A 17,729-nucleotide genomic window follows, 5' to 3' on the forward strand; every position below is an offset into this window, starting at 1 on the left:
AGTTGCAGTGCCCGGCGCATCAATTTGGGCCCCTGGCCCTGGGGCCAAACCTGTCACATCGCAAACCCGCCTTACGCTACGGTTCGAGTTGATCAAGGGAGACGGACCTCTGCTGTGCATCTGCCAGCAGAGGTTGAATCAACCTTATGCGAGGTTTGTAGGTTCCTCTATAGTGGCGCCTGTATCAACGGGTGCTGGCGAGAAGGGCGTCCCCGGAAGAAAGGCGGGTTCCTTGATCGACGGGGAAGCTTGTTCATAGACATAAGCAGCCGAGAGTAAGGTCGCTTCACTTTTAGCTGTGCCATATAAATAGAGCGCTGTCGGCATACCTTCATCATCCATCCCGGACGGGATGGACATGCCCGGGTAGCCCGCGGCGGCGGCGTAATAATAGTTGTGAGAAAGAAAGTTCGACACCATGGCATCGAGTTTGTGTTCTTTGATGGGATCATCGATGATTTTCTGGAAAATCGGAACGATATCCTGCCACAACTGATCGCGCCTCTCCTGGGTCACTTTCAGATCGTTGATGATTTCCAGAAGCTTCTGGTCAGGCTCTCCTGGCTGCAAGTGACGTTTGTTGAAAGCTATCACTTCCGAGATCGACTTGACCGGCAACCCCTCCCGACCTGCCAGGTAATTTTCCAGTTGTTGTTTGACGTCTGCAAACAACGCTTCGTTATAGTCCTTGTAGTTTTGTTCAGTAATGCCTTCATCCAATTGTCCGACCGGAACCAAGATAGCGCCCCTATCCTTCAACACTTTTATTGCAGCCTCATAGTGTTTTCGGTCTGCCCGTTTCGCTGGGTCTTTGGCATCCTCTTCAGACAGTTCAGGCAGCGGTGTGTAGCCAATTCTCTTGCCTTTCAAGGCATCAGACCTCAGGCCTTCAGTGTAGCGCTTGCTTTCGGTCATTGCGTTGAGTACCTCTGCCGCATCCCGGACAATACGTGTGAAGGTGCCTACCGTATCCATACGTGAACTGATCATGACACCCTCGGTACTGACCAGTCCAACCGTGGTTTTCAGACCGAAAACACCGTTGTAGGCCGCCGGGGTAATGATCGAACCACTGGTTTCCACCCCTAACGCCACAGCAACAAGCCCTTGGGCAACCGCAACAGCAGAACCGGAACTCGACCCAGCCACCTGGCCTCCCAACCGATGAGGGTTGAGCGTCTGGCCACCTCGGGAACTCCACCCATCAACGGGAAATTCAGAGCGGAAGTTGGAAAATTCACTCATGTTGGTTTTACCCACAACCACCGAACCAGCCTTCAGCAATTTGTCCACTACCTTGGCGTTCTTTGGCGCCGGTGCGCCTACCAATGCCTTGGAACCTGCACTTGTCTGCATACGGTCCTTGGTTTCAAAAACGTCTTTCAACGCAACCGGAACGCCGTGTAGATATCCACGAGTGATGCCTCTGGCACGCTCCTGATCGCGCATTTGCGCCTGCTTGCGGGCATCGGGGTTGATTTCTATAAACGCGTTGCCACCTTGCAACCCGCGATCAATATTGGCGATTTGTTTCAGCGAGTCGTTAACCAGCGATTCTGAAGTGGCTTGGCCTTTTGCCATTTCCTCTGACATTTGAAAGGCACTCTTGAAGCCTTGCGGCTGATTCAAAAGTGCCTGCAGCACACCGTCTGTTAATCCGCCTGCGATAATCGGTCCGGTCATAAACTGCCTCACTACTTGACTGAATGTCAGGCTATCGGTCGATAACCCGACATCAGTCTAAGAAGTCCCCCGTGGACAACCGTTGAGGCTAATCCTGCTCCGGGGTCCGATCATTCACTACTCGATGTAGGCATCCGCAAGGAATCTTTCAGTAACCGACGATAGAACCGAACCAGTACCAGTATGCGGTCACCGGCCCAACGAGCACCGTAAAACCACAGTTTCGTCCCGTCCTCAAGCAGCTCGCATGCTCCGGGATACCCGCTGGCGCACGCGCCATGAAACGCTGCGCTTTTACTTTCGGACACAAGGGCATCAAGACTTTGCTCACCGACGCGCTCATCGATCTCATTGCGAGTATACGCAACGAATGGATTGGCCCTGTCACCTCGCAAGGCATCCAGCGCCACCAGTTGCGCGCCCGCCGAGCGCAAGGTATCCAGGGCTTGTAGGAAAGCAGGACTGTGGTCGACGGCCTCGCTTGCACCGGGTCCAACGTAACGGTTGGCAAACCCTATGCGCCAGCCAACCAATACCTGAGTGCGGGTGAAGGGGCTGTTGTTCATCACGGGAGGGACTTCAGCCATCAACGGCCCCGAGGGGTCAATACCACTCAATGCGATCAATGACAGCGACGGGTCGCGCGGGGGTTTGAGGGCAAGTCCCGGGGCGTCATACCCCGGGATCGGGACGCCCCCTCGGGTGCCATGAGCCTGGGGATCGACACCGAAAACGATACCACGAGGGCTTGTATGCTCTTGGGCTGTCGTTGCCTGGGCTGACGAGTCAGTGAGCGCAGACACCGGTTGCCCCGTCGGACAGGGCAACCCCGCCTGCCAATATTTCTTACATTTGCACTCCATGAAATATGTCCCCCGACACATAAATTTCCGGGGATCATCGCACCGTTGCCTGGCGCCTGTCGCAGCTCTGAAACAGCTTGAAAACTCCTTTTTCCATAGCCTCCTCCGTCAGCCTGCGAGGTGTTCCTGTGCCCCCTGGGTTTCCACCTCCAGCCACCACGCACCTCCACGCTCTGGCTGATTCAAGCTGAACGCCTGCCCCATCTGCGGCGTAGTGATCGACACGTTGCGCTCCCAGGCCAGGGCCATGATGCGGTCGAACGGCTCATGCCAGGCATGGAACGCCAGGTCGAAAGTGCCATTGTGAATCGGCAGCAACCAGCGGCCCTTGAGGTCGATATGCGCTTGCAGGGTTTGCTCTGGCTGCATGTGCACATGGGGCCAGTCGACGTTGTAAGCACCTGTTTCCATCAGTGTCAGATCAAATGGACCGTACTGTTCGCCGATGCGTTTGAAACCGTCGAAGTAACCCGTGTCACCGCTGAAGAAAATCCGCCGAGGTCCATCGATCATCACCCAGGAACACCACAGGGTCTGGTTGGCATCAAACAGACCGCGCCCGGAAAAATGTTGCGCAGGGGTGGCGACAAACCGAACGCCATCCACCTCGGTGCCCTGCCACCAATCCAGCTGGCGCACCTTGCTGCCATCCACCCCCCACTTGACCAGGATGTCGCCCACGCCCAGCGGCGCAAGAAAATAACGAGCCTTGTCGGCCAATTGGACGACAGCCTTGCGGTCAAGATGGTCGTAGTGGTTGTGGGACAGAATCACTGCCTCCAGGGGCGGCAACTCTTCAAGGCTGATCGGCGGCTGATGGAAGCGCTTGGGGCCGGCCCAACTGAACGGTGAGGCGCGCTCGGCAAATACCGGGTCGGTTACCCAGAATTTACCGCGCATTTTCAGCAACACGGTGGAATGTCCAAGGCGGAATACGCTGTGATCCGGGGCCGCCAGCAATTGCTCGCGCGTCAGCGGTTGTACCGGAATCTGCCCCACCGGCCGCGTGCTGCGGGGTTTGTTGAACAGCATGTTCCAGAAAATGCGCAAGGTTTTGCCGAAGCCACCGTGCTGCACGGGGGCATCGTTGCTGAAGTGCCCTTGGCCTTGCTTGGGCGCTGCTGGCGAAGAATCGACACGGGACGAGATCGTGGCCATTACCGGGTGACTCCTACAGATCGCTTATAAATTACACTGCACAGTGTAGTTTCAAGATTGCAACAAAACCCGGAGCAAGTAAACTACCGAGTGTAATTTTCGTCCAAGAGCCGAGCCCCACCCATGACTGCCCCTCAACGCCTCACCGACCGTAAACGCGAAGCCATTGTGGCTGCGGCCATCGCCGAATTTCGCGCAAACGGTTTCGAGGTCACCAGCATGGACAAGATCGCCGCCACTGCCGGCGTATCCAAGCGCACCGTGTACAACCACTTCCCCAGCAAGGAAGAACTGTTCGCAGAAATTCTTCATCAGCTCTGGGCCAGCAGCGTCGCCCAACTTGACGTCAGCTACGCCAGCGACCGCCCATTGCGCGAACAACTGCGCGGGTTGTTGGAGGCGAAGATGAAGATGATGTCGGACACCAATTTCCTCGACCTGGCCCGGGTCGCCATCGCCGCCACCATCCATTCGCCGGAGCGTGCGCAAGACATGGTCACCCGCCTGAGCCAGCGCGAAGAAGGCTTCACCCAATGGGTTCGCGCCGCCAAGGCAGACGGCCGGCTCAACTGCTCCGACCCCGCCTTCGCCGCCCACCAGATCCAGAGCCTGCTCAAGGCCTTCGCCTTCTGGCCACAGATTACCCTCGGCCAACCCACCCTGGATGCCGCCCACCAGGCCAGCGTGATCGAGTCGGCCATCGACCTGTTCCTCGCCGGCTACGAAGTCACCCTGCCCCGCCAGCCATAAAAAACCTGTTGTGTGAGCGACATTCCAGGTCGCTTTTGACGCATTCGCCCTCTGTTTTGCGCAAATGGCCTGGAAGGACACTGATTATTCCCACGCGAATAACTGACAATATTCACAGGCATTATCCGATCAACGGTTGATCCAGCGAACGTGCGCCACCGTATCTGCAAAAAACAGCTGCCCCAGGAATTTATGGAAAACAGACAAGGCAAAGGGCTTTCATTTGCCAAGCGTATCTACAAGCCAAGGATCATCGGCCTTTCTATCGGCTGTATCAGCGTCAGCGGCGCCCTTTACACTCTCGCCATGCCGGGCTGGGTGTGGGCACTCCTGCTGTTCAACGGGTTTGCCTGGGCGCATGTGGCGTATCAACTGTCGGCCCGCTCGCAGTACCCCTACCAGGCAGAACAACGCAACCTGCTGTATGACTCGCTGCTCGGCGGCTTCTGGGCCGCCGCCACGCAGTTCACGCCACTGACGGCCGTGACCATTCTGTCGATGATGACCATGAATAATGTCGCCGCCGGCGGCAAGCGCCTGTTCCTGCGTGGCCTGTGCGCACAAGGGCTTGGAATCGGCGTGGCCGGCGCGTTGTTCGGCATCCGGTTCAACCCCGATGTCAGCCTGCTGCAGGTCTACACCTGCCTGCCGATGCTGACGCTCTACCCCATGGCCATCGGCATGGTCTGTTATCAACTGGCAATCAAACTCTCCGAACACAAGCGCGCCCTCAGCGCCCTGAGCCGCACCGACAGCCTCACCGGGCTGCTCAATCACGGCTCCTGGAAGGACCTGCTGCACCTCAAGTTCCACAAGTGCCGGCAGCAGCGGAGCCACGCCACCATTGCCTTGATCGACATCGACCACTTCAAGCAGATCAACGACACCCACGGCCATATCGTCGGCGATGCGGTACTGCGGCAGTTGAGCCTGGAGTTGCGGCGCAACCTGCGGGAAAACGACCTGGCCGGTCGTTACGGGGGCGATGAGTTCTGTGTGATTCTTCCGCAAATGCCGTTGGAACAGGCTGCCGAAATCATGGAACGCATGCGCGAAACTTTCAGCAATTACCGCAACCCGCAGATCCCCGAATTGCGGGTCAGCCTGAGTATCGGCCTGGCCGATTTCCAACCCTTCTTCAGCGATGCCGCGATGTGGCTGAATGCAGCGGATCGCGCGCTGTACGCCGCCAAGGACACCGGGCGCAACCGGGTCAATGTCAGCGACGAAGTGATCGCCCATTCCGCCTGAAGTCGTCCTACGACTCCTCGTCTGCAAAGACCAGAAAGCACCCAACAAGAAAGCATAATGCCACCACTGGTCGCCTACCCAAAAAAGGTCCTCCCACACGGGCGAACTTCTTGTCAGGCTGATCACTCTGAACCCGTTGTCCCACCCCCCTCTGTCAGCACAAGGAAGCTGGCAATGAGCAAGTCAACCGTGTGGCGTACGCCTTACGGGGGCAGGCGCATATCCAAGGAAACCCCAGAGTCTGCTTGCCCGAGCAACGCACATGCTATTCAACACACATAAAAGAACCATCAGCACCCAGCAACACACCATCGCCCAACAGGCCAGCCTGCTGGACGCCATCGAGCGCTCCATGGCGGTGATCGAATTCGACCTGTCCGGCAATGTGCTGCGCGCCAATGCCAATTTCCTGCAGACCATGGGCTACCGCGCCGAGCAGGTAGAGGGCCAGTCCCATCGAATGTTCTGTACCCCGGCCTTCGCCCGTAGCCCCGAGTACAGCCGACTGTGGTCAAACCTGCGCAACGGCCAATTCCAGTCCGGTACCTTTGAACGGGTGGCCGGCGATGGCCAGTCGGTGTGGCTGGAAGCCAGCTACAACCCAGTGCGTGATGACGCGGGCCTGGTGACCAAAGTGGTGAAATACGCGATGGACGTCACCCCGCGCCTGCAGGCCGAAAGCGAAGCCAATGCCAAACTGGATGCCATTGGCCGCGCCATGGCGGTGATCGAGTTCAACCTCGACGGCACCATCATCACCGCCAACGCCAACTTCCTGCAGCGCATGGGTTACACCCTGGCGCAGATCCAGGGCCAGCATCACCGAATGTTCTGCAGCGCGGCACTGGCCAGCAGCTCAACCTACGGCGACTTCTGGAAACGCCTGAACCAGGGGGAAATGTTCAGCGGCCAGTTCGAGCGGGTGGATAAAAACGGCCAGGTCGTGTGGCTCGAAGCCAACTACAACCCGGTGTACGACGCCAGCGGGCGGCTGTGCAAAGTGGTGAAGTTCGCCTCGGACATCACCGCCCGCGTGCAACAGCATGCGGCGGACGCGCAGAGTGCGGCGCAGGCCTATCACCTGTCCTTGAACACTCAGGACATGGCAGAAAAAGGTGCCGAGGTGATTCAGAAAACAGCCAACGGCATGCGCGAAATTTCTGCCGACATCGACGGTTCCTCACAACTGATCGCCAAGCTCGGTGATCGCTCGCAACAGATCACTGCCATCGTCAACACCATTCGCGGTATCGCCGACCAGACCAACCTGCTGGCCCTCAACGCCGCCATCGAGGCCGCGCGTGCGGGTGAACAAGGCCGTGGTTTCGCCGTGGTAGCCGACGAAGTCCGGCAACTGGCGGCGCGCACCAGCGGCTCCACCACGGAGATTTCCAGCATGATCGCGATGATTCAGGCTGAAACCCGACAAGCCATCGACAGCATGGACGCCACCCGCGACCGCGCCGCCCAAGGCGTTGAAATGGCCAACCAGGCTGGCACAGTTATCCTGCAGATTCGCCAAGGCACCAGCGAAGCGGTGCAGGCGGTGAGTGCATTCGCCAACGAGCGTGGCGGCAACTGACCCGATCTTCATACGGAGTGCCGGGGGCTCGGTCTATAGTGCTGGTTGTTCTTCAAGCATGAGATCCGAGCCCGCCATGACCCCAGAAAAGCCCGAAGCCACCCCCGTCGACCACCTGCGCTTCCACCGCCCCCACGCCCACCTGGCGCCGACCTTCGGCAACGACACCTTTGCCCTCAAGGCCGAAGCCTTCGCGCGCTTCTTCGGTACGCCGACCTTCCTTGGCGCACAAACCGCCATCGTGGTGTTGTGGGTGGTACTGAACATGACCGGCATCACGCATTTCGATGTGTACCCGTTCATCCTGCTCAACCTGGCGTTCAGCCTGCAATCGGCCTACGCCGCGCCGCTGATCCTGCTGGCCCAGACCCGCCAGGCCGCGCGCGACAAGGCGCAGTCCGATGCAGATGCGCAGCACCGTGAAGCCCTGGCGATCGCCAATACCGAGCGCCAGGCCCAGGCGGCGCAGACCACCAAACAGTTACTGGAACTGCTGGAGCAAAACACCCGGCTCACGGAAATGACCAAACAACTGACTGAGCACATTGAAAGCCTGACCTGCGAAATGCATGAGCATTTTGTGCGAAAAACCTAAGGCAATCGCACCTGCCGTCCCAGCTCATCGAACAGGGTCACCACCGAGCGCAACGCTCGGCAGTCCGGGCGCGTGAGCAGCCACAACGCGGTGTCATGCCCTGCCAACGCGGGGCCGAGCGATTGCAGGCCGTCACCCAATAGAAAGTCCGGCAAGGCTGCCACCCCCAACCCTGCCCGTACCAGCTCGGTAACCGACAACATGCTGTTGCAGCGATAACTGGGACGCACACCGGGCAGATGCTCGCGACGCCAGGCGACCGTGGGGTGGTCGGGCAGGAAGTCATCCGGGGCGATCCATGGCAGGTCAGCCAACTCGCGACCGGCGTGCTGACGAGCAAAATCCGCGCTGGCGCACACCTGATAAGCCACGTTGCCCAGGCGTCGGCCGACCAGATGTTCCGGCGGCGTGCGGGTCAGGCGCAGGGCGATGTCCGCGTCGCGGCGGCTGAGGTTGGCGAAGTCATTCGAGGTGCTCAGTTCCAGGGTCAATGCCGGGTAGTGCGGCATGAACTGCGCCAGGGCCGGCAACAGCAGACCTTGCAGTACGGAGTCGGTACAGGTCAGGCGCACCGTGCCGCTGATCACCTCACCGCCCTGCTCCACGCCAATGCGCGCCGCCTCCAGCGCTTGTTCGGCACGCTCGGCCTGCTGCGCCAGGTTGCTTGCCAGGCTGGTGGGCAGGTAGCCGGCGCGGCTTTTTTCAAACAATGTCTGGCCCAGCGCCGCCTCCAGGCGCCGCACCGCGCGGAACACCGTGGACACGTCCACCCGCAACAACGCGGCCGCCCGTGCGAGCGTACCGCCACGCACCAGCGCGAGGATCAGCGACAAATCAGGGTAATCGAGTGAATAGTGCGTAGCTGCATTGAACATATGGGCAAACGCCAATATTGATTGCGTGAACGCCAATCTATAGTGCGCCCCAGGACACCACAAGTCATGGGATGTACACGATGAAAACCACACCTCTGCACCTTGCCCTGATCGGCGATTACAACCCCGATGTCATCGCCCACCAAGCCATTCCCGTGGCTTTGCAACAGGCCGCCGAAACCCTGGGGTTGAGCGTGCATGTCCAGTGGCTCGACACCGATACCCTGCCGCAATCACTGCACGGTTTCGACGGCTTCTGGTGCGTCCCCGCCAGCCCCTACCGCGACACCGATGGCGCACTGCGGGCGATCCGTTTTGCCCGCGAGCAACGCCGGCCGTTCCTCGGCACCTGCGGCGGTTTTCAGCACACGGTGGTGGAATATGCGCGCAACGTACTGGGCTGGAAAGATGCCGAGCACGGCGAACTTGCGCCGCACGCCAGGCGCGCCGTGATCGCGCCACTGAGTTGTGCGCTGGTGGAAGCCACCGACACCGTGCGCCTGGTGCCGTACACACGCATCGCCGAGGCCTACGGCACCCTTGATCAGCAGGAGGGCTATCGTTGCCGCTACGGCGTGAACCCCGAGTTTCTCGACGCCCTGCTGGAAGGCGACCTGATCCCCAGCGGCCATGACTCGGAGGGCGATCTGCGGTCAGTGGAGTTGCTTGACCACCCGTTCTTCGTCGCCACCTTGTTCCAACCCGAACGCGCTGCGTTAAAGGGTATTACCCCTCCCTTGGCAATTGCCCTGCTCAAGGCTTGCCAGTCGGTGTCGGCATGATCGCCCGCACACCCGCCCCGCCCTACTACGCGGTGATTTTCAGTTCACTGCGCACCGAGGGCGACCAGGGTTACGGCCAGGCCGCCAACCGCATGCTCGAACTGGCGCGCGGACAACCGGGATTTCTCGGCGTGGAATCAGCACGGGAAGACGGGTTGGGCATTACCGTGTCGTATTGGGAGAGCGAGGCGGCGATCCTGGCCTGGAAGCAGCAGGCCGAGCACCGGGCGGTACGCGAACAGGGGCGCACCACCTGGTACTCGGCGTTCCAGACGCGGGTATGCAAAGTCGAACGGGCGTACGCCTTCGAAAGCGGTTGAGGCTTTGGGGTGAGAGGGCCTGATGATGAAAGCAGGGTTGTTTGTGGTTAACAGGCTTGTTGTGGCGAGCAGGCTTGCCCTGCGTTGGGGCGCGAAGCGCCCCTGAAACCAGCGGCTGCGTTTTTCCTGAAAGAACAGTGCGATCTTTATTGGGGCTGCTGCGCAGCCCAACGCAGGGCAAGCCTGCTCGCCACAGGGTTAGCTCACCAGGCTGCGCAACGCACTGATCTGCGGAACCTCCACCCGCCGCATATACACCCGCAACGGTTCAGTGATGTTGATACGCTCGTCGATGTTCTGGTCCAGCAGTAACTGGATGCGCTCGCGAGACAGAGTCATGGTCTGTTCCGGGGCCGGCAGCCAGACGAACTCGGAGGTGGGGATGATGCCGTCATCGGCCACGTCCATGCCGAAGGAGTCTTCGCTGAAACGCACGATGTATTGGCCGGTCTTGCGGTTGAGGCCAACAAAACCGTGGAGTTGGTCGGCGGCCTGACAGATAAACTCGGAGGTGATGCGCATGGTAAACCTCACTGAAAAGTCCCACAGGGACTGGAAAGATGGTTTACACGCGTGGCACAAAGTACCGCCCTCTAACGGGGCAGCTTCGGGCAAGAGTACTGCAGTGCCTGCAAAAAAACGCAGAAAATCGAGGCGTGCACACGTTAATGTCGGTTTGGTGATAGCGCCTTTCGCAATCAATTGTTAAAAAGGAGGCCTTCTCAAAGCTACCTCCACGAAAGGACTTCGCATATGCCTGTCACGTTTACCAAGAGTGCCTTGCTGCTCGCCCTGATGCTCGGCCTTGGCCAGGCACAGGCTGCCGACCCGATCAGCCCGGCTGAATTGGCAACCAACGAAGGCATTCCGTACCCAGCCGTGATCGCCCACCGTGGCGCGTCCTACGACGCCCCCGAATCCACCGCCGCGGCCTACAAGATTGCCCGCGACCTGGGTGCCGACTACCTGGAAATGGACCTGCAGCGCAGCAAGGACGGCGTGCTGTTCGCCCTGCACGACAACAACCTGCAGCGCACCACCGACGTGGCCACCAAGTTCCCCGACCGCAAGGACGCCCCGGCCAACGAGTTCACCTGGAAAGAACTGCAAACCCTCGATGCCGGCAGCTGGTTCAACGCCGCCTACCCGGACCGCGCGCGTCCAGGCTTCGTCGGCCTGAAAATCCAGAGCCTGGACGACATCATCAAGATCGCCGAAGGCAACCCGTCGCACAAACCCGGCCTGTACATCGAGACCAAGGAGCCCAAGCAATTCCCGGGCATCGAAGCCGACCTGAAGAACAAGCTGCTGGATAAAGGCTGGCTGAGCTCCGCCGGCTCCAAGCTGGGCAAGAGCAACACCGGCGTCGGCCAGGGCAAGGGCCGCGTGGTGCTGCAAACCTTCGAGGTTGCCAGCCTCAAAGAGCTGCAGAAAGAAATGCCCAACACCCCGAAGATCCTGCTGTTGTGGGTGGGTGAAGGCAGCATCGAGCCGAAAAACAAGCAGACGTTCGCTGAGTCCGGCGAAACCACCAAGGCCGCCTACTACGCCAAGCAGGAACCGAAGGATGCCGCCGAGTTCGAAAAATGGGTCGACGAAGCCAAGAGCCTCGGCGCTATCGGCACCGGCCCATCGGCCGAGCTGACCAACCACGGCGACCAGAGCTATTCGGACCTGGTCAAACCGGAGATGAACAAGCTGACCCACGACAAGGGCCTGCTGGTGCACGTCTACACCGTCGATGAGCCGGTGGACTTCGACAAAGTGATGAAGGCCGGCGTCGATGGCATCTTCACCAACCGCGCCGCCGAACTGCTGAAGTTCTACAAGCGCTGGCCGTCGTCCAGCGTGCAAGACCTGCTGAACGACTATAAGTACTGAGTGGTCAGTGTGCCATTAAGGATGAGTTAAGTTGCGCCGGTTAATCTGGCGCCACTTAAACAGCTCACCGAAGAAGGACACACACCATGAAAACCTTGACCGCTCTGTTCGCCGCTACCGCCCTGACCCTGACCGCCGGCCTGGCCCAGGCGGATGTTCGCCCGGATCATATTGAAGGCCTGCTCAAGTCCGGCGCCGTGATGCCTTTCGACAAACTCAACGCTGCCGCCCTGGCCAAACACGCTGGCGCCACCATCAACGACACCGAGTTGGACCACAACAACAGCGGCGTGCTGGTCTACGAAGTCGAGCTGACCGACACCGCCGGCAAGCGGTTTGAAGTGAAGCTCGACGCCAAGACCGGCGCCGTGCTGGAAGACAAGCTGGACACTTGATTTACCCCCTGTGAAAAACGCGCCACCTTCGGGTGGCGCGTTTTTTTGTGGGCACCGTCAAACGGTCACAGAATCGTCATATCACCTTGCAATGATTCGCTGCGCGACCTGTGAAACGTCCTACAGGCCCTTTCTCTGCGAGTCTCCATGAACCACAGCATCGACCACAGCCACCAGGACTCAGACCTGTTCGGCTTGCTTTACGGTTTCCGTTTTCGCCCCGGTGAAAAGGGCGAGCAGATCGATTCGGCCACGGCCCTCCAGGCCTTGCGCCAGCCGGCCGACCCGGACGAGTTTTTGTGGTTGCACCTGAACCTGGCCCACGCCGCATGCGAGCGCTGGATGCAGGCGCATCTGGACCTGCCGGAAGAGTTCTTCGAAGCCCTGCATGAAGGTTCGCGCTCAACCCGCATCGAGCATGTTGACTCGGCCTTGCTGGCGGTGGTCAACGACGTGGTGTTCAACTTCAGCAGCATGGTCTCGTCGGACATTTCTACGCTGTGGGTGTGCGCCCGCAGCCGCCTGTTGATCAGCGCACGCCTGCAACCGCTGCACTCGGTGGACAAGCTGCGCTCGTCGGTGAAAGCCGGTGAAAGCTTCCGCTCACCGCTGGCCTTGCTCGTGCACTTGCTGCGTGACCAGGGTGAAGTGCTGACGCAGATCGTGCGCAAGACCAGCATCAGCGTCGACCATATCGAGGACCAATTGCTCTCGTCACGGTTGTCCACCAACCGCGCTGAACTGGGGGCCGCACGCCGGGTGCTGGTGCGCCTGCAACGCCTGCTGGCGCTGGAACCGGGTTCGCTGCTGCGCCTGCTCAACCGCCCGCCGCAATGGCTGCAAAAAGAGGACGTGAAAGAGCTGCGCAAATCCACCGAGGAGTTTGCGCTGATCATCAACGACCTGATGGCCCTGGGCGAACGCATCAAGCTGTTACAGGAAGAGATCGCCGCCAACCTCAACGAGCAGAGCAACCGCACACTGTTCACCCTCACCGTGGTGACGGTGCTGGCGTTGCCGATCAACATCATCGCCGGTTTTTTCGGCATGAACGTGGGAGGTGTGCCGCTTTCGCAGGACCCGGAAGGCTTCTGGATCCTGGTGGCGTTGGTGGCGACCTTTACCTTGATTGCCGGGCGGTGGGCCTTTCGCAAGCGTAAAGACTATTGACTTGAGATTTGCGTAACCACGCCCCTAGCAGGGGGTCCTAATTAAACCTTGACGCCTGAAACAGCACCGTCTTGAAAGACAAGTAAACACGTGATTTTCAAATAAATAGAGGCGCCAACCCAGTTTGGCGCCCGTTAAAACATTTATCTCAGCCTCACGTGCCCTCATTGAGAAGCAAGAGTGTTTCTGAAATATCCGTACCATGGACATGTGCAACCGTATATCCGATTGTTTGCCAGCAGCACTTTAGCGCAAAGGGTGGGATATCAAGTATAATAATGTCGGAGTCCCCTGGATCAAGCAATGCTTCTTGGACTGGCCAGCCATCAATCAGTACTGTGACAGTGTTATACCCAAAAGGTGGAACGTAAGTAATTGGAGGAACAACAACTTTCAATATATCAAAATGCCCCACGCGGACGCTTTCACCATAGGCATTAGGTATAGCTTGAGGAATCTGGATTTTTGGGAGAGTAGGAATAGCCATCACATTCACCTTTTTTAAATTAATTGAATCAGGCCGACAACTCGATTAAACCGCCCCCCTCATTAGTACGTCTACTGTCAAATATAACAGGTACATACGGGTATCAAGTCACTCTGAAACAGGCATTACCAATAAGACCCGACATCAAACTTAACAACACTGAAAATTGTCTCCTTCAATAGGCATTGCCTCCTGATGATGGCGGACCGGACGTTTAGAATGACTACTGACCAGCAGCATGCTCAATCCTCCAAACACTGACCTATGGCAGTATCTTTGTAACATTCTGCAATGACTATGAACGGCATCCTCCCCACACTGGATGCCCCGGCATGGCCACCCCTTCCCTGACTGCCTCCACCCACGCCTCACCCGCCGCGCCCAAGCCCAGGCTGGACAAGAAACCCGGCCTGGTGACGGTAATCATCTTCTTTGCCGTGCTCGCCATGGGCCTGTTGTTCACCGCCTACAGCCTGATGCACGACATGCATGAAATGGGCGCCCAGCTCACCACCTGGACGCCGTTTCTGCTGCTGGGCGTGGCGCTGTTGATCGCCTTGGGTTTCGAGTTCGTCAACGGCTTCCACGACACCGCCAACGCCGTGGCGACGGTGATCTACACCAACTCGCTGCCGCCGCATTTTGCGGTGGTGTGGTCGGGCTTTTTCAACTTCCTCGGCGTGCTGCTTTCGAGCGGCGCGGTGGCGTTCGGGATTATTGCGTTGCTGCCGGTCGAGCTGATTCTGCAGGTGGGTTCTTCCGCCGGCTTTGCGATGATCTTCGCCCTACTGATCGCCGCGATCCTGTGGAACCTCGGCACCTGGTGGCTGGGCTTGCCGGCGTCGTCGTCCCACACGCTGATCGGTTCGATCATCGGCGTGGGCGTGGCGAATGCCTTGATGCACGGGCGTGACGGCACCAGCGGTGTGGACTGGAGCCAGGCGATCAAGATCGGTTACGCCTTGCTGCTGTCGCCGCTGATCGGCTTCGCGTTTGCGGCGATGCTGTTGCTGGCCCTGCGCGCCTTCGTCAAGAACCGCGCGCTGTACAAGGCGCCCAAGGGCGACACCCCGCCACCGTGGTGGATCCGCGGCATGCTGATCGCCACCTGCACCGGCGTGTCCTTTGCCCATGGCTCCAACGATGGGCAAAAAGGCATGGGCCTGATCATGCTGATCCTGGTGGGCACCTTGCCGATGGCCTACGCGCTGAACCGCACCATGCCGGCCGAGCAGTCGCTGCAGTTCGCGGCAGTGGCCGAAGTCACCCAGGTCGCCCTGGTGAAAAGTGCCCCGCAAGCGCTGACCGGTGACCCGCGCCCGATCCTCTCCACCTACGTGCGCACCAAGGAAGCCACCCCGGAACTGGTCCCCGCCCTCGCCGCCCTCGCCGGGCAGATCGGTGATGAAGTCAAAGGTTATGGCTCCCTGGCCAAGGTGCCTGCCGAAGCCGTCGGCAACGTGCGTAACGACATGTACCTGACCAGCGAAACCATTCGCCTGATGGACAAGGGCAAGGTCGGCAGCTTCGACGCCGACACCCAGGGCAAGCTGCAACTGTTCAAGCAACAGATCGACAATTCCACGCGCTTTATTCCGCTGTGGGTGAAAATCGCCGTGGCCATCGCCCTGGGCCTGGGCACCATGGTCGGCTGGAAGCGCATCGTGGTGACCGTGGGCGAGAAGATCGGCAAGACCCACCTGACCTACGCCCAAGGCGCCTCGGCAGAAATGGTGGCGATGCTGACCATCGGCGCGGCGGACATGTATGGGTTGCCGGTGTCGACCACCCATGTGCTGTCGTCGGGTGTGGCGGGGACCATGGTGGCGAACGGGGGCGGGTTGCAGATGCGCACGATCCGCAACCTGGCGATGGCGTGGGTGCTGACGTTGCCGGCGGCGATTCTGCTTTCCGGCAGCCTCTACTGGCTGTTCACTCAACTTTTCTGACACAACAGTGATTGAACATGTGGGAGGGGGCTTGCCCCCGATTGCAGTGGGTCAGCTATAGAGAAGCTGGCTGGTCCACCGCTATCGGGGGCAAGCCCCCTCCCACAGTTTTATCCTGCGAACAGCCCGGACATTATCTTCAACCGCTTCTTGTAGACACGCCGCGCCTCCAACGCCTGCTCCAGCGTCACCGCCACAAACCCGGCCCGCTGGTTCGGTTGCATCTGCCCGATCAAATCCAGGTCGGCGCTGATCACCGTGCCGATCATCGCGTAGCCACCGCCCGACACCGCATCCCGGTGCAACACAATCGGCTCCAACCCGGCCGGCACCTGGATCGAACCGATCGGGTAGCAACTGTCGACGATGTTCGACGGGTCCGACCCCGCGCCAAACGGCTGCTCCCGTGGCTGGAAGCTCAACGCACTGCCGCCCTTGAAGCGATAGCCGATGCGGTCGGCTTCGGAACCCACGGCCCAGGGCTCGGCGAAAAAGCTGCTTTTTGCCGCATCCGTGAGGCGCTCGTAATACAGCCCCGGCACCACGCGCAGGGTGATATCCCCGCCCACTGAGCGACGCAACGCCATTGGCAGACTGTTGCCCGCGCGTCCCGTGCAGCTGGCTTCACCGATGGGCAATTCATCGCCTTCCTGCAAGCGCCGCCCCTGAAAGCCGCCAAGCGCGCCGAGGGTGTAGGTCGAGCGGCTACCGAGTACCAGCGGCACATCAATGCCACCGGCCACCGCGAGGTAAGTCCGCGCCCCCGCCTTGGGAAATTCAAAGCGCAACACCTGCCCGGCGCGCACCTGGAACGCGGTGTCCTGGTGCACCACTTCACCGTCCAGGCGCGGCGACATCAGGGCGCCGCTGAGGGCCACCAGCGCATCCTGTTGGAACTGCAGTTCTGGGCCGATCAATGTGCATTCCAGACCCGCCGCGCCCACCGGGTTGCCCACCAGGTGGTTGGCCGCGCTCAACGCGTATTGATCCAACGCACCCGACGGCGGGATGCCCAGGTGGTAGTAACCTTCGCGGCCAAGGTCTTGCACGGAGGTGGCGAGGCCGGGTTTGAGGACCTTGATCATGCCAGCGCCTCCTGCAGGGTTTTCGGGTAGCCAATGGGGTCGGCGAGAAAAGCGTCGAGGGAAAATTCCACCGGACGGATACGCAGGTCGAAACGTCCTGCGTCCACCTCGGCCACCGCTCGGTCGTAGGCGTCACGGTCCATGGGTTTGAACTGCACGATATCGCCTGGCCGGAAGAACACCATGTGCTCCTTGAGGTAGGCCAACTGCTGCGCCGGGTCATAGATCGGCGCCGGGGTCACGCCGAACATCTGGTAACCGCCGGCACCGCGCACCGAGTAGATGCAACCAAAACAGCCGCCATGGCCGAGGGTGAGTTTCGGCGTGTCGGTGCGCGGGCGCAGGTACTTGGGCACCTGCAACTGCCGCTCGCGCTCGACCATCTGGAACATGAACGGCAAGCCCGCGACAAACCCGACCATCGACACAAACCACGGCGCACCGCTGTGGGCAGCGATAAACGCGTCGACATCGGCCAGGCCATTGATACGCGCAGCGTATTCCAGGTCGGTGCCGCTGGGGTCCTGGTGGCGGTCGCGAAAACGCATGAGGGTTTCATGGGTCCACGGGTCGTTGTACAGCACCGGGATTTCGATGATGCGCGTGTGCAGCGTGCGTTCGGCCACGGCCTGGGCTTCGGCGGTCTGCACCGCGTCGAGCAATACATGGGGCGCGATGCGGTCGGGGTCGAAGCGGATCTGGAACGATGCGTTGGCCAGGCACACATCCAGCACGCCTTCCAGCGCCAGGCGCTCCACCGCGCGGGTCACCGCCATGCCCTTGAAAAAGGCCTCCAGGGACATGCTGTCGCTGACCTCGGCAAACAGGTGTTCATCACCGCCGAAGCTGTAGCGGATGGGGGACGTTTCAGCCATGTCTGTTCCTCTTGGAATCATTGTAGAA

At 59.9% G+C, this 17,729-nt stretch carries 17 protein-coding genes and 2 pseudogenes; 11 read left to right on the forward strand and 8 right to left on the reverse strand.

Features of this window, described 5'->3' with window-relative positions:
• Nucleotides 1-144 precede the first annotated feature (144 nt).
• From AC3WP7_RS16815 to AC3WP7_RS16825, 3 genes are all read right to left on the reverse strand, one after another.
• The gene (locus AC3WP7_RS16815; RefSeq protein WP_256575439.1) at nt 145-1,683 is read right to left on the reverse strand and encodes an amidase family protein; all 1,539 of its coding nucleotides are present in this window, start codon (nt 1,681-1,683) and stop codon (nt 145-147) included.
• A gap of 110 nt (nt 1,684-1,793) precedes the next feature.
• Nucleotides 1,794-2,270, reverse strand: a complete 477-nt coding sequence (locus AC3WP7_RS16820; RefSeq protein WP_256575532.1) for a hypothetical protein — start codon at nt 2,268-2,270, stop codon at nt 1,794-1,796.
• A gap of 384 nt (nt 2,271-2,654) precedes the next feature.
• Complete coding sequence (locus AC3WP7_RS16825; protein ID WP_092247111.1) at nt 2,655-3,704, reverse strand: MBL fold metallo-hydrolase; 1,050 nt, start codon at nt 3,702-3,704, stop codon at nt 2,655-2,657.
• A gap of 123 nt (nt 3,705-3,827) precedes the next feature.
• Here AC3WP7_RS16825 and AC3WP7_RS16830 point away from each other — a divergent pair, with 123 nt between their 5' ends.
• From AC3WP7_RS16830 to AC3WP7_RS16850, 5 genes and pseudogenes are all read left to right on the forward strand, one after another.
• A complete protein-coding gene (locus AC3WP7_RS16830; RefSeq protein ID WP_092247108.1) occupies nt 3,828-4,454 on the forward strand; it encodes a TetR/AcrR family transcriptional regulator in 627 nt (208 codons plus the stop codon).
• A gap of 192 nt (nt 4,455-4,646) precedes the next feature.
• The gene (locus AC3WP7_RS16835) at nt 4,647-5,705 is read left to right on the forward strand and encodes a diguanylate cyclase (protein WP_071489505.1); all 1,059 of its coding nucleotides are present in this window, start codon (nt 4,647-4,649) and stop codon (nt 5,703-5,705) included.
• A gap of 352 nt (nt 5,706-6,057) precedes the next feature.
• A pseudogene (locus tag AC3WP7_RS16840) lies at nt 6,058-6,690 on the forward strand (PAS domain-containing protein); the annotation flags it as partial.
• Nucleotides 6,691-6,849: 159 nt separating this feature from the next.
• Nucleotides 6,850-7,287: pseudogene (locus AC3WP7_RS16845) on the forward strand (methyl-accepting chemotaxis protein); the annotation flags it as partial.
• A gap of 76 nt (nt 7,288-7,363) precedes the next feature.
• Nucleotides 7,364-7,882: a DUF1003 domain-containing protein gene (locus tag AC3WP7_RS16850; RefSeq protein ID WP_058427265.1), complete on the forward strand. Its 519-nt coding sequence runs from the start codon at nt 7,364-7,366 to the stop codon at nt 7,880-7,882.
• Here AC3WP7_RS16850 and AC3WP7_RS16855 read toward each other — a convergent pair.
• Nucleotides 7,879-8,757: a LysR family transcriptional regulator gene (locus AC3WP7_RS16855; protein WP_102592907.1), complete on the reverse strand. Its 879-nt coding sequence runs from the start codon at nt 8,755-8,757 to the stop codon at nt 7,879-7,881. The two genes, AC3WP7_RS16850 and AC3WP7_RS16855, sit on opposite strands and share 4 nt — an antisense overlap.
• 80 nt (nt 8,758-8,837) lie before the next feature.
• Between AC3WP7_RS16855 and AC3WP7_RS16860 the strand changes: the two genes are divergently transcribed.
• Both AC3WP7_RS16860 and AC3WP7_RS16865 read left to right on the forward strand, forming a co-directional pair.
• Nucleotides 8,838-9,539 (forward strand): CTP synthase C-terminal region-related (seleno)protein, encoded by a 702-nt coding sequence (locus AC3WP7_RS16860; RefSeq protein WP_172963359.1) that lies wholly within the window; start codon nt 8,838-8,840, stop codon nt 9,537-9,539.
• On the forward strand, nt 9,536-9,859 hold the full coding sequence (locus AC3WP7_RS16865) for an antibiotic biosynthesis monooxygenase family protein (protein WP_058427268.1): 324 nt from the start codon (nt 9,536-9,538) through the stop codon (nt 9,857-9,859). The genes AC3WP7_RS16860 and AC3WP7_RS16865 overlap by 4 nt, the downstream gene beginning before the upstream one ends.
• A 198-nt stretch (nt 9,860-10,057) precedes the next feature.
• On the opposite strand, the gene AC3WP7_RS16870 is transcribed toward AC3WP7_RS16865, so the two are convergent.
• Nucleotides 10,058-10,381 carry a DUF2025 family protein gene (locus AC3WP7_RS16870; protein ID WP_102592905.1) on the reverse strand — a complete coding sequence of 108 codons (324 nt, stop codon included), beginning with the start codon at nt 10,379-10,381 and terminating at the stop codon, nt 10,058-10,060.
• Nucleotides 10,382-10,612: 231 nt separating this feature from the next.
• Between AC3WP7_RS16870 and AC3WP7_RS16875 the strand changes: the two genes are divergently transcribed.
• The 3 genes from AC3WP7_RS16875 to AC3WP7_RS16885 all read left to right on the forward strand — a co-directional run bounded on the left by AC3WP7_RS16875 (nt 10,613) and on the right by AC3WP7_RS16885 (nt 13,305).
• Complete coding sequence (locus tag AC3WP7_RS16875) at nt 10,613-11,740, forward strand: glycerophosphodiester phosphodiesterase family protein (RefSeq protein ID WP_092247092.1); 1,128 nt, start codon at nt 10,613-10,615, stop codon at nt 11,738-11,740.
• 86 nt (nt 11,741-11,826) lie between these two features.
• Entirely contained in the window at nt 11,827-12,135 is a 309-nt protein-coding gene (locus AC3WP7_RS16880; RefSeq protein WP_092247089.1) for a PepSY domain-containing protein, read from the forward strand.
• Nucleotides 12,136-12,282: 147 nt separating this feature from the next.
• Nucleotides 12,283-13,305: a transporter gene (locus tag AC3WP7_RS16885; protein WP_058423173.1), complete on the forward strand. Its 1,023-nt coding sequence runs from the start codon at nt 12,283-12,285 to the stop codon at nt 13,303-13,305.
• A 154-nt stretch (nt 13,306-13,459) separates the two neighbouring features.
• On the opposite strand, the gene AC3WP7_RS16890 is transcribed toward AC3WP7_RS16885, so the two are convergent.
• The gene (locus AC3WP7_RS16890; protein ID WP_139217564.1) at nt 13,460-13,792 is read right to left on the reverse strand and encodes a hypothetical protein; all 333 of its coding nucleotides are present in this window, start codon (nt 13,790-13,792) and stop codon (nt 13,460-13,462) included.
• A 332-nt stretch (nt 13,793-14,124) separates the two neighbouring features.
• On the opposite strand from AC3WP7_RS16890, the gene AC3WP7_RS16895 reads away from it, so the two are divergent.
• Entirely contained in the window at nt 14,125-15,741 is a 1,617-nt protein-coding gene (locus tag AC3WP7_RS16895) for an inorganic phosphate transporter (protein ID WP_071489496.1), read from the forward strand.
• 110 nt (nt 15,742-15,851) lie between these two features.
• On the opposite strand, the gene AC3WP7_RS16900 is transcribed toward AC3WP7_RS16895, so the two are convergent.
• Nucleotides 15,852-16,826 carry a 5-oxoprolinase subunit C family protein gene (locus AC3WP7_RS16900; RefSeq protein ID WP_102592904.1) on the reverse strand — a complete coding sequence of 325 codons (975 nt, stop codon included), beginning with the start codon at nt 16,824-16,826 and terminating at the stop codon, nt 15,852-15,854.
• Nucleotides 16,823-17,701 (reverse strand): 5-oxoprolinase subunit B family protein, encoded by an 879-nt coding sequence (locus tag AC3WP7_RS16905; protein WP_071489494.1) that lies wholly within the window; start codon nt 17,699-17,701, stop codon nt 16,823-16,825. The genes AC3WP7_RS16900 and AC3WP7_RS16905 overlap by 4 nt, the downstream gene beginning before the upstream one ends.
• Between the last annotated feature and the right edge of the window lie 28 nt (nt 17,702-17,729).

The organism is Pseudomonas sp. FW305-3-2-15-C-LB1, from assembly GCF_058787615.1.

Bases quoted from the DNA above. Each gene is read 5' to 3' on its own strand.
- AC3WP7_RS16815 (WP_256575439.1), bottom strand. From the start codon at position 1,683: ATGACCGGACCGATTATCGCAGGCGGATTAACAGACGGTGTGCTGCAG.
- AC3WP7_RS16820 (WP_256575532.1), bottom strand. From the start codon at position 2,270: ATGGCTGAAGTCCCTCCCGTGATGAACAACAGCCCCTTCACCCGCACT.
- AC3WP7_RS16825 (WP_092247111.1), bottom strand. From the start codon at position 3,704: ATGGCCACGATCTCGTCCCGTGTCGATTCTTCGCCAGCAGCGCCCAAG.
- AC3WP7_RS16830 (WP_092247108.1), top strand. From the start codon at position 3,828: ATGACTGCCCCTCAACGCCTCACCGACCGTAAACGCGAAGCCATTGTG.
- AC3WP7_RS16835 (WP_071489505.1), top strand. From the start codon at position 4,647: ATGGAAAACAGACAAGGCAAAGGGCTTTCATTTGCCAAGCGTATCTAC.
- AC3WP7_RS16850 (WP_058427265.1), top strand. From the start codon at position 7,364: ATGACCCCAGAAAAGCCCGAAGCCACCCCCGTCGACCACCTGCGCTTC.
- AC3WP7_RS16855 (WP_102592907.1), bottom strand. From the start codon at position 8,757: ATGTTCAATGCAGCTACGCACTATTCACTCGATTACCCTGATTTGTCG.
- AC3WP7_RS16860 (WP_172963359.1), top strand. From the start codon at position 8,838: ATGAAAACCACACCTCTGCACCTTGCCCTGATCGGCGATTACAACCCC.
- AC3WP7_RS16865 (WP_058427268.1), top strand. From the start codon at position 9,536: ATGATCGCCCGCACACCCGCCCCGCCCTACTACGCGGTGATTTTCAGT.
- AC3WP7_RS16870 (WP_102592905.1), bottom strand. From the start codon at position 10,381: ATGCGCATCACCTCCGAGTTTATCTGTCAGGCCGCCGACCAACTCCAC.
- AC3WP7_RS16875 (WP_092247092.1), top strand. From the start codon at position 10,613: ATGCCTGTCACGTTTACCAAGAGTGCCTTGCTGCTCGCCCTGATGCTC.
- AC3WP7_RS16880 (WP_092247089.1), top strand. From the start codon at position 11,827: ATGAAAACCTTGACCGCTCTGTTCGCCGCTACCGCCCTGACCCTGACC.
- AC3WP7_RS16885 (WP_058423173.1), top strand. From the start codon at position 12,283: ATGAACCACAGCATCGACCACAGCCACCAGGACTCAGACCTGTTCGGC.
- AC3WP7_RS16890 (WP_139217564.1), bottom strand. From the start codon at position 13,792: ATGGCTATTCCTACTCTCCCAAAAATCCAGATTCCTCAAGCTATACCT.
- AC3WP7_RS16895 (WP_071489496.1), top strand. From the start codon at position 14,125: ATGGCCACCCCTTCCCTGACTGCCTCCACCCACGCCTCACCCGCCGCG.
- AC3WP7_RS16900 (WP_102592904.1), bottom strand. From the start codon at position 16,826: ATGATCAAGGTCCTCAAACCCGGCCTCGCCACCTCCGTGCAAGACCTT.
- AC3WP7_RS16905 (WP_071489494.1), bottom strand. From the start codon at position 17,701: ATGGCTGAAACGTCCCCCATCCGCTACAGCTTCGGCGGTGATGAACAC.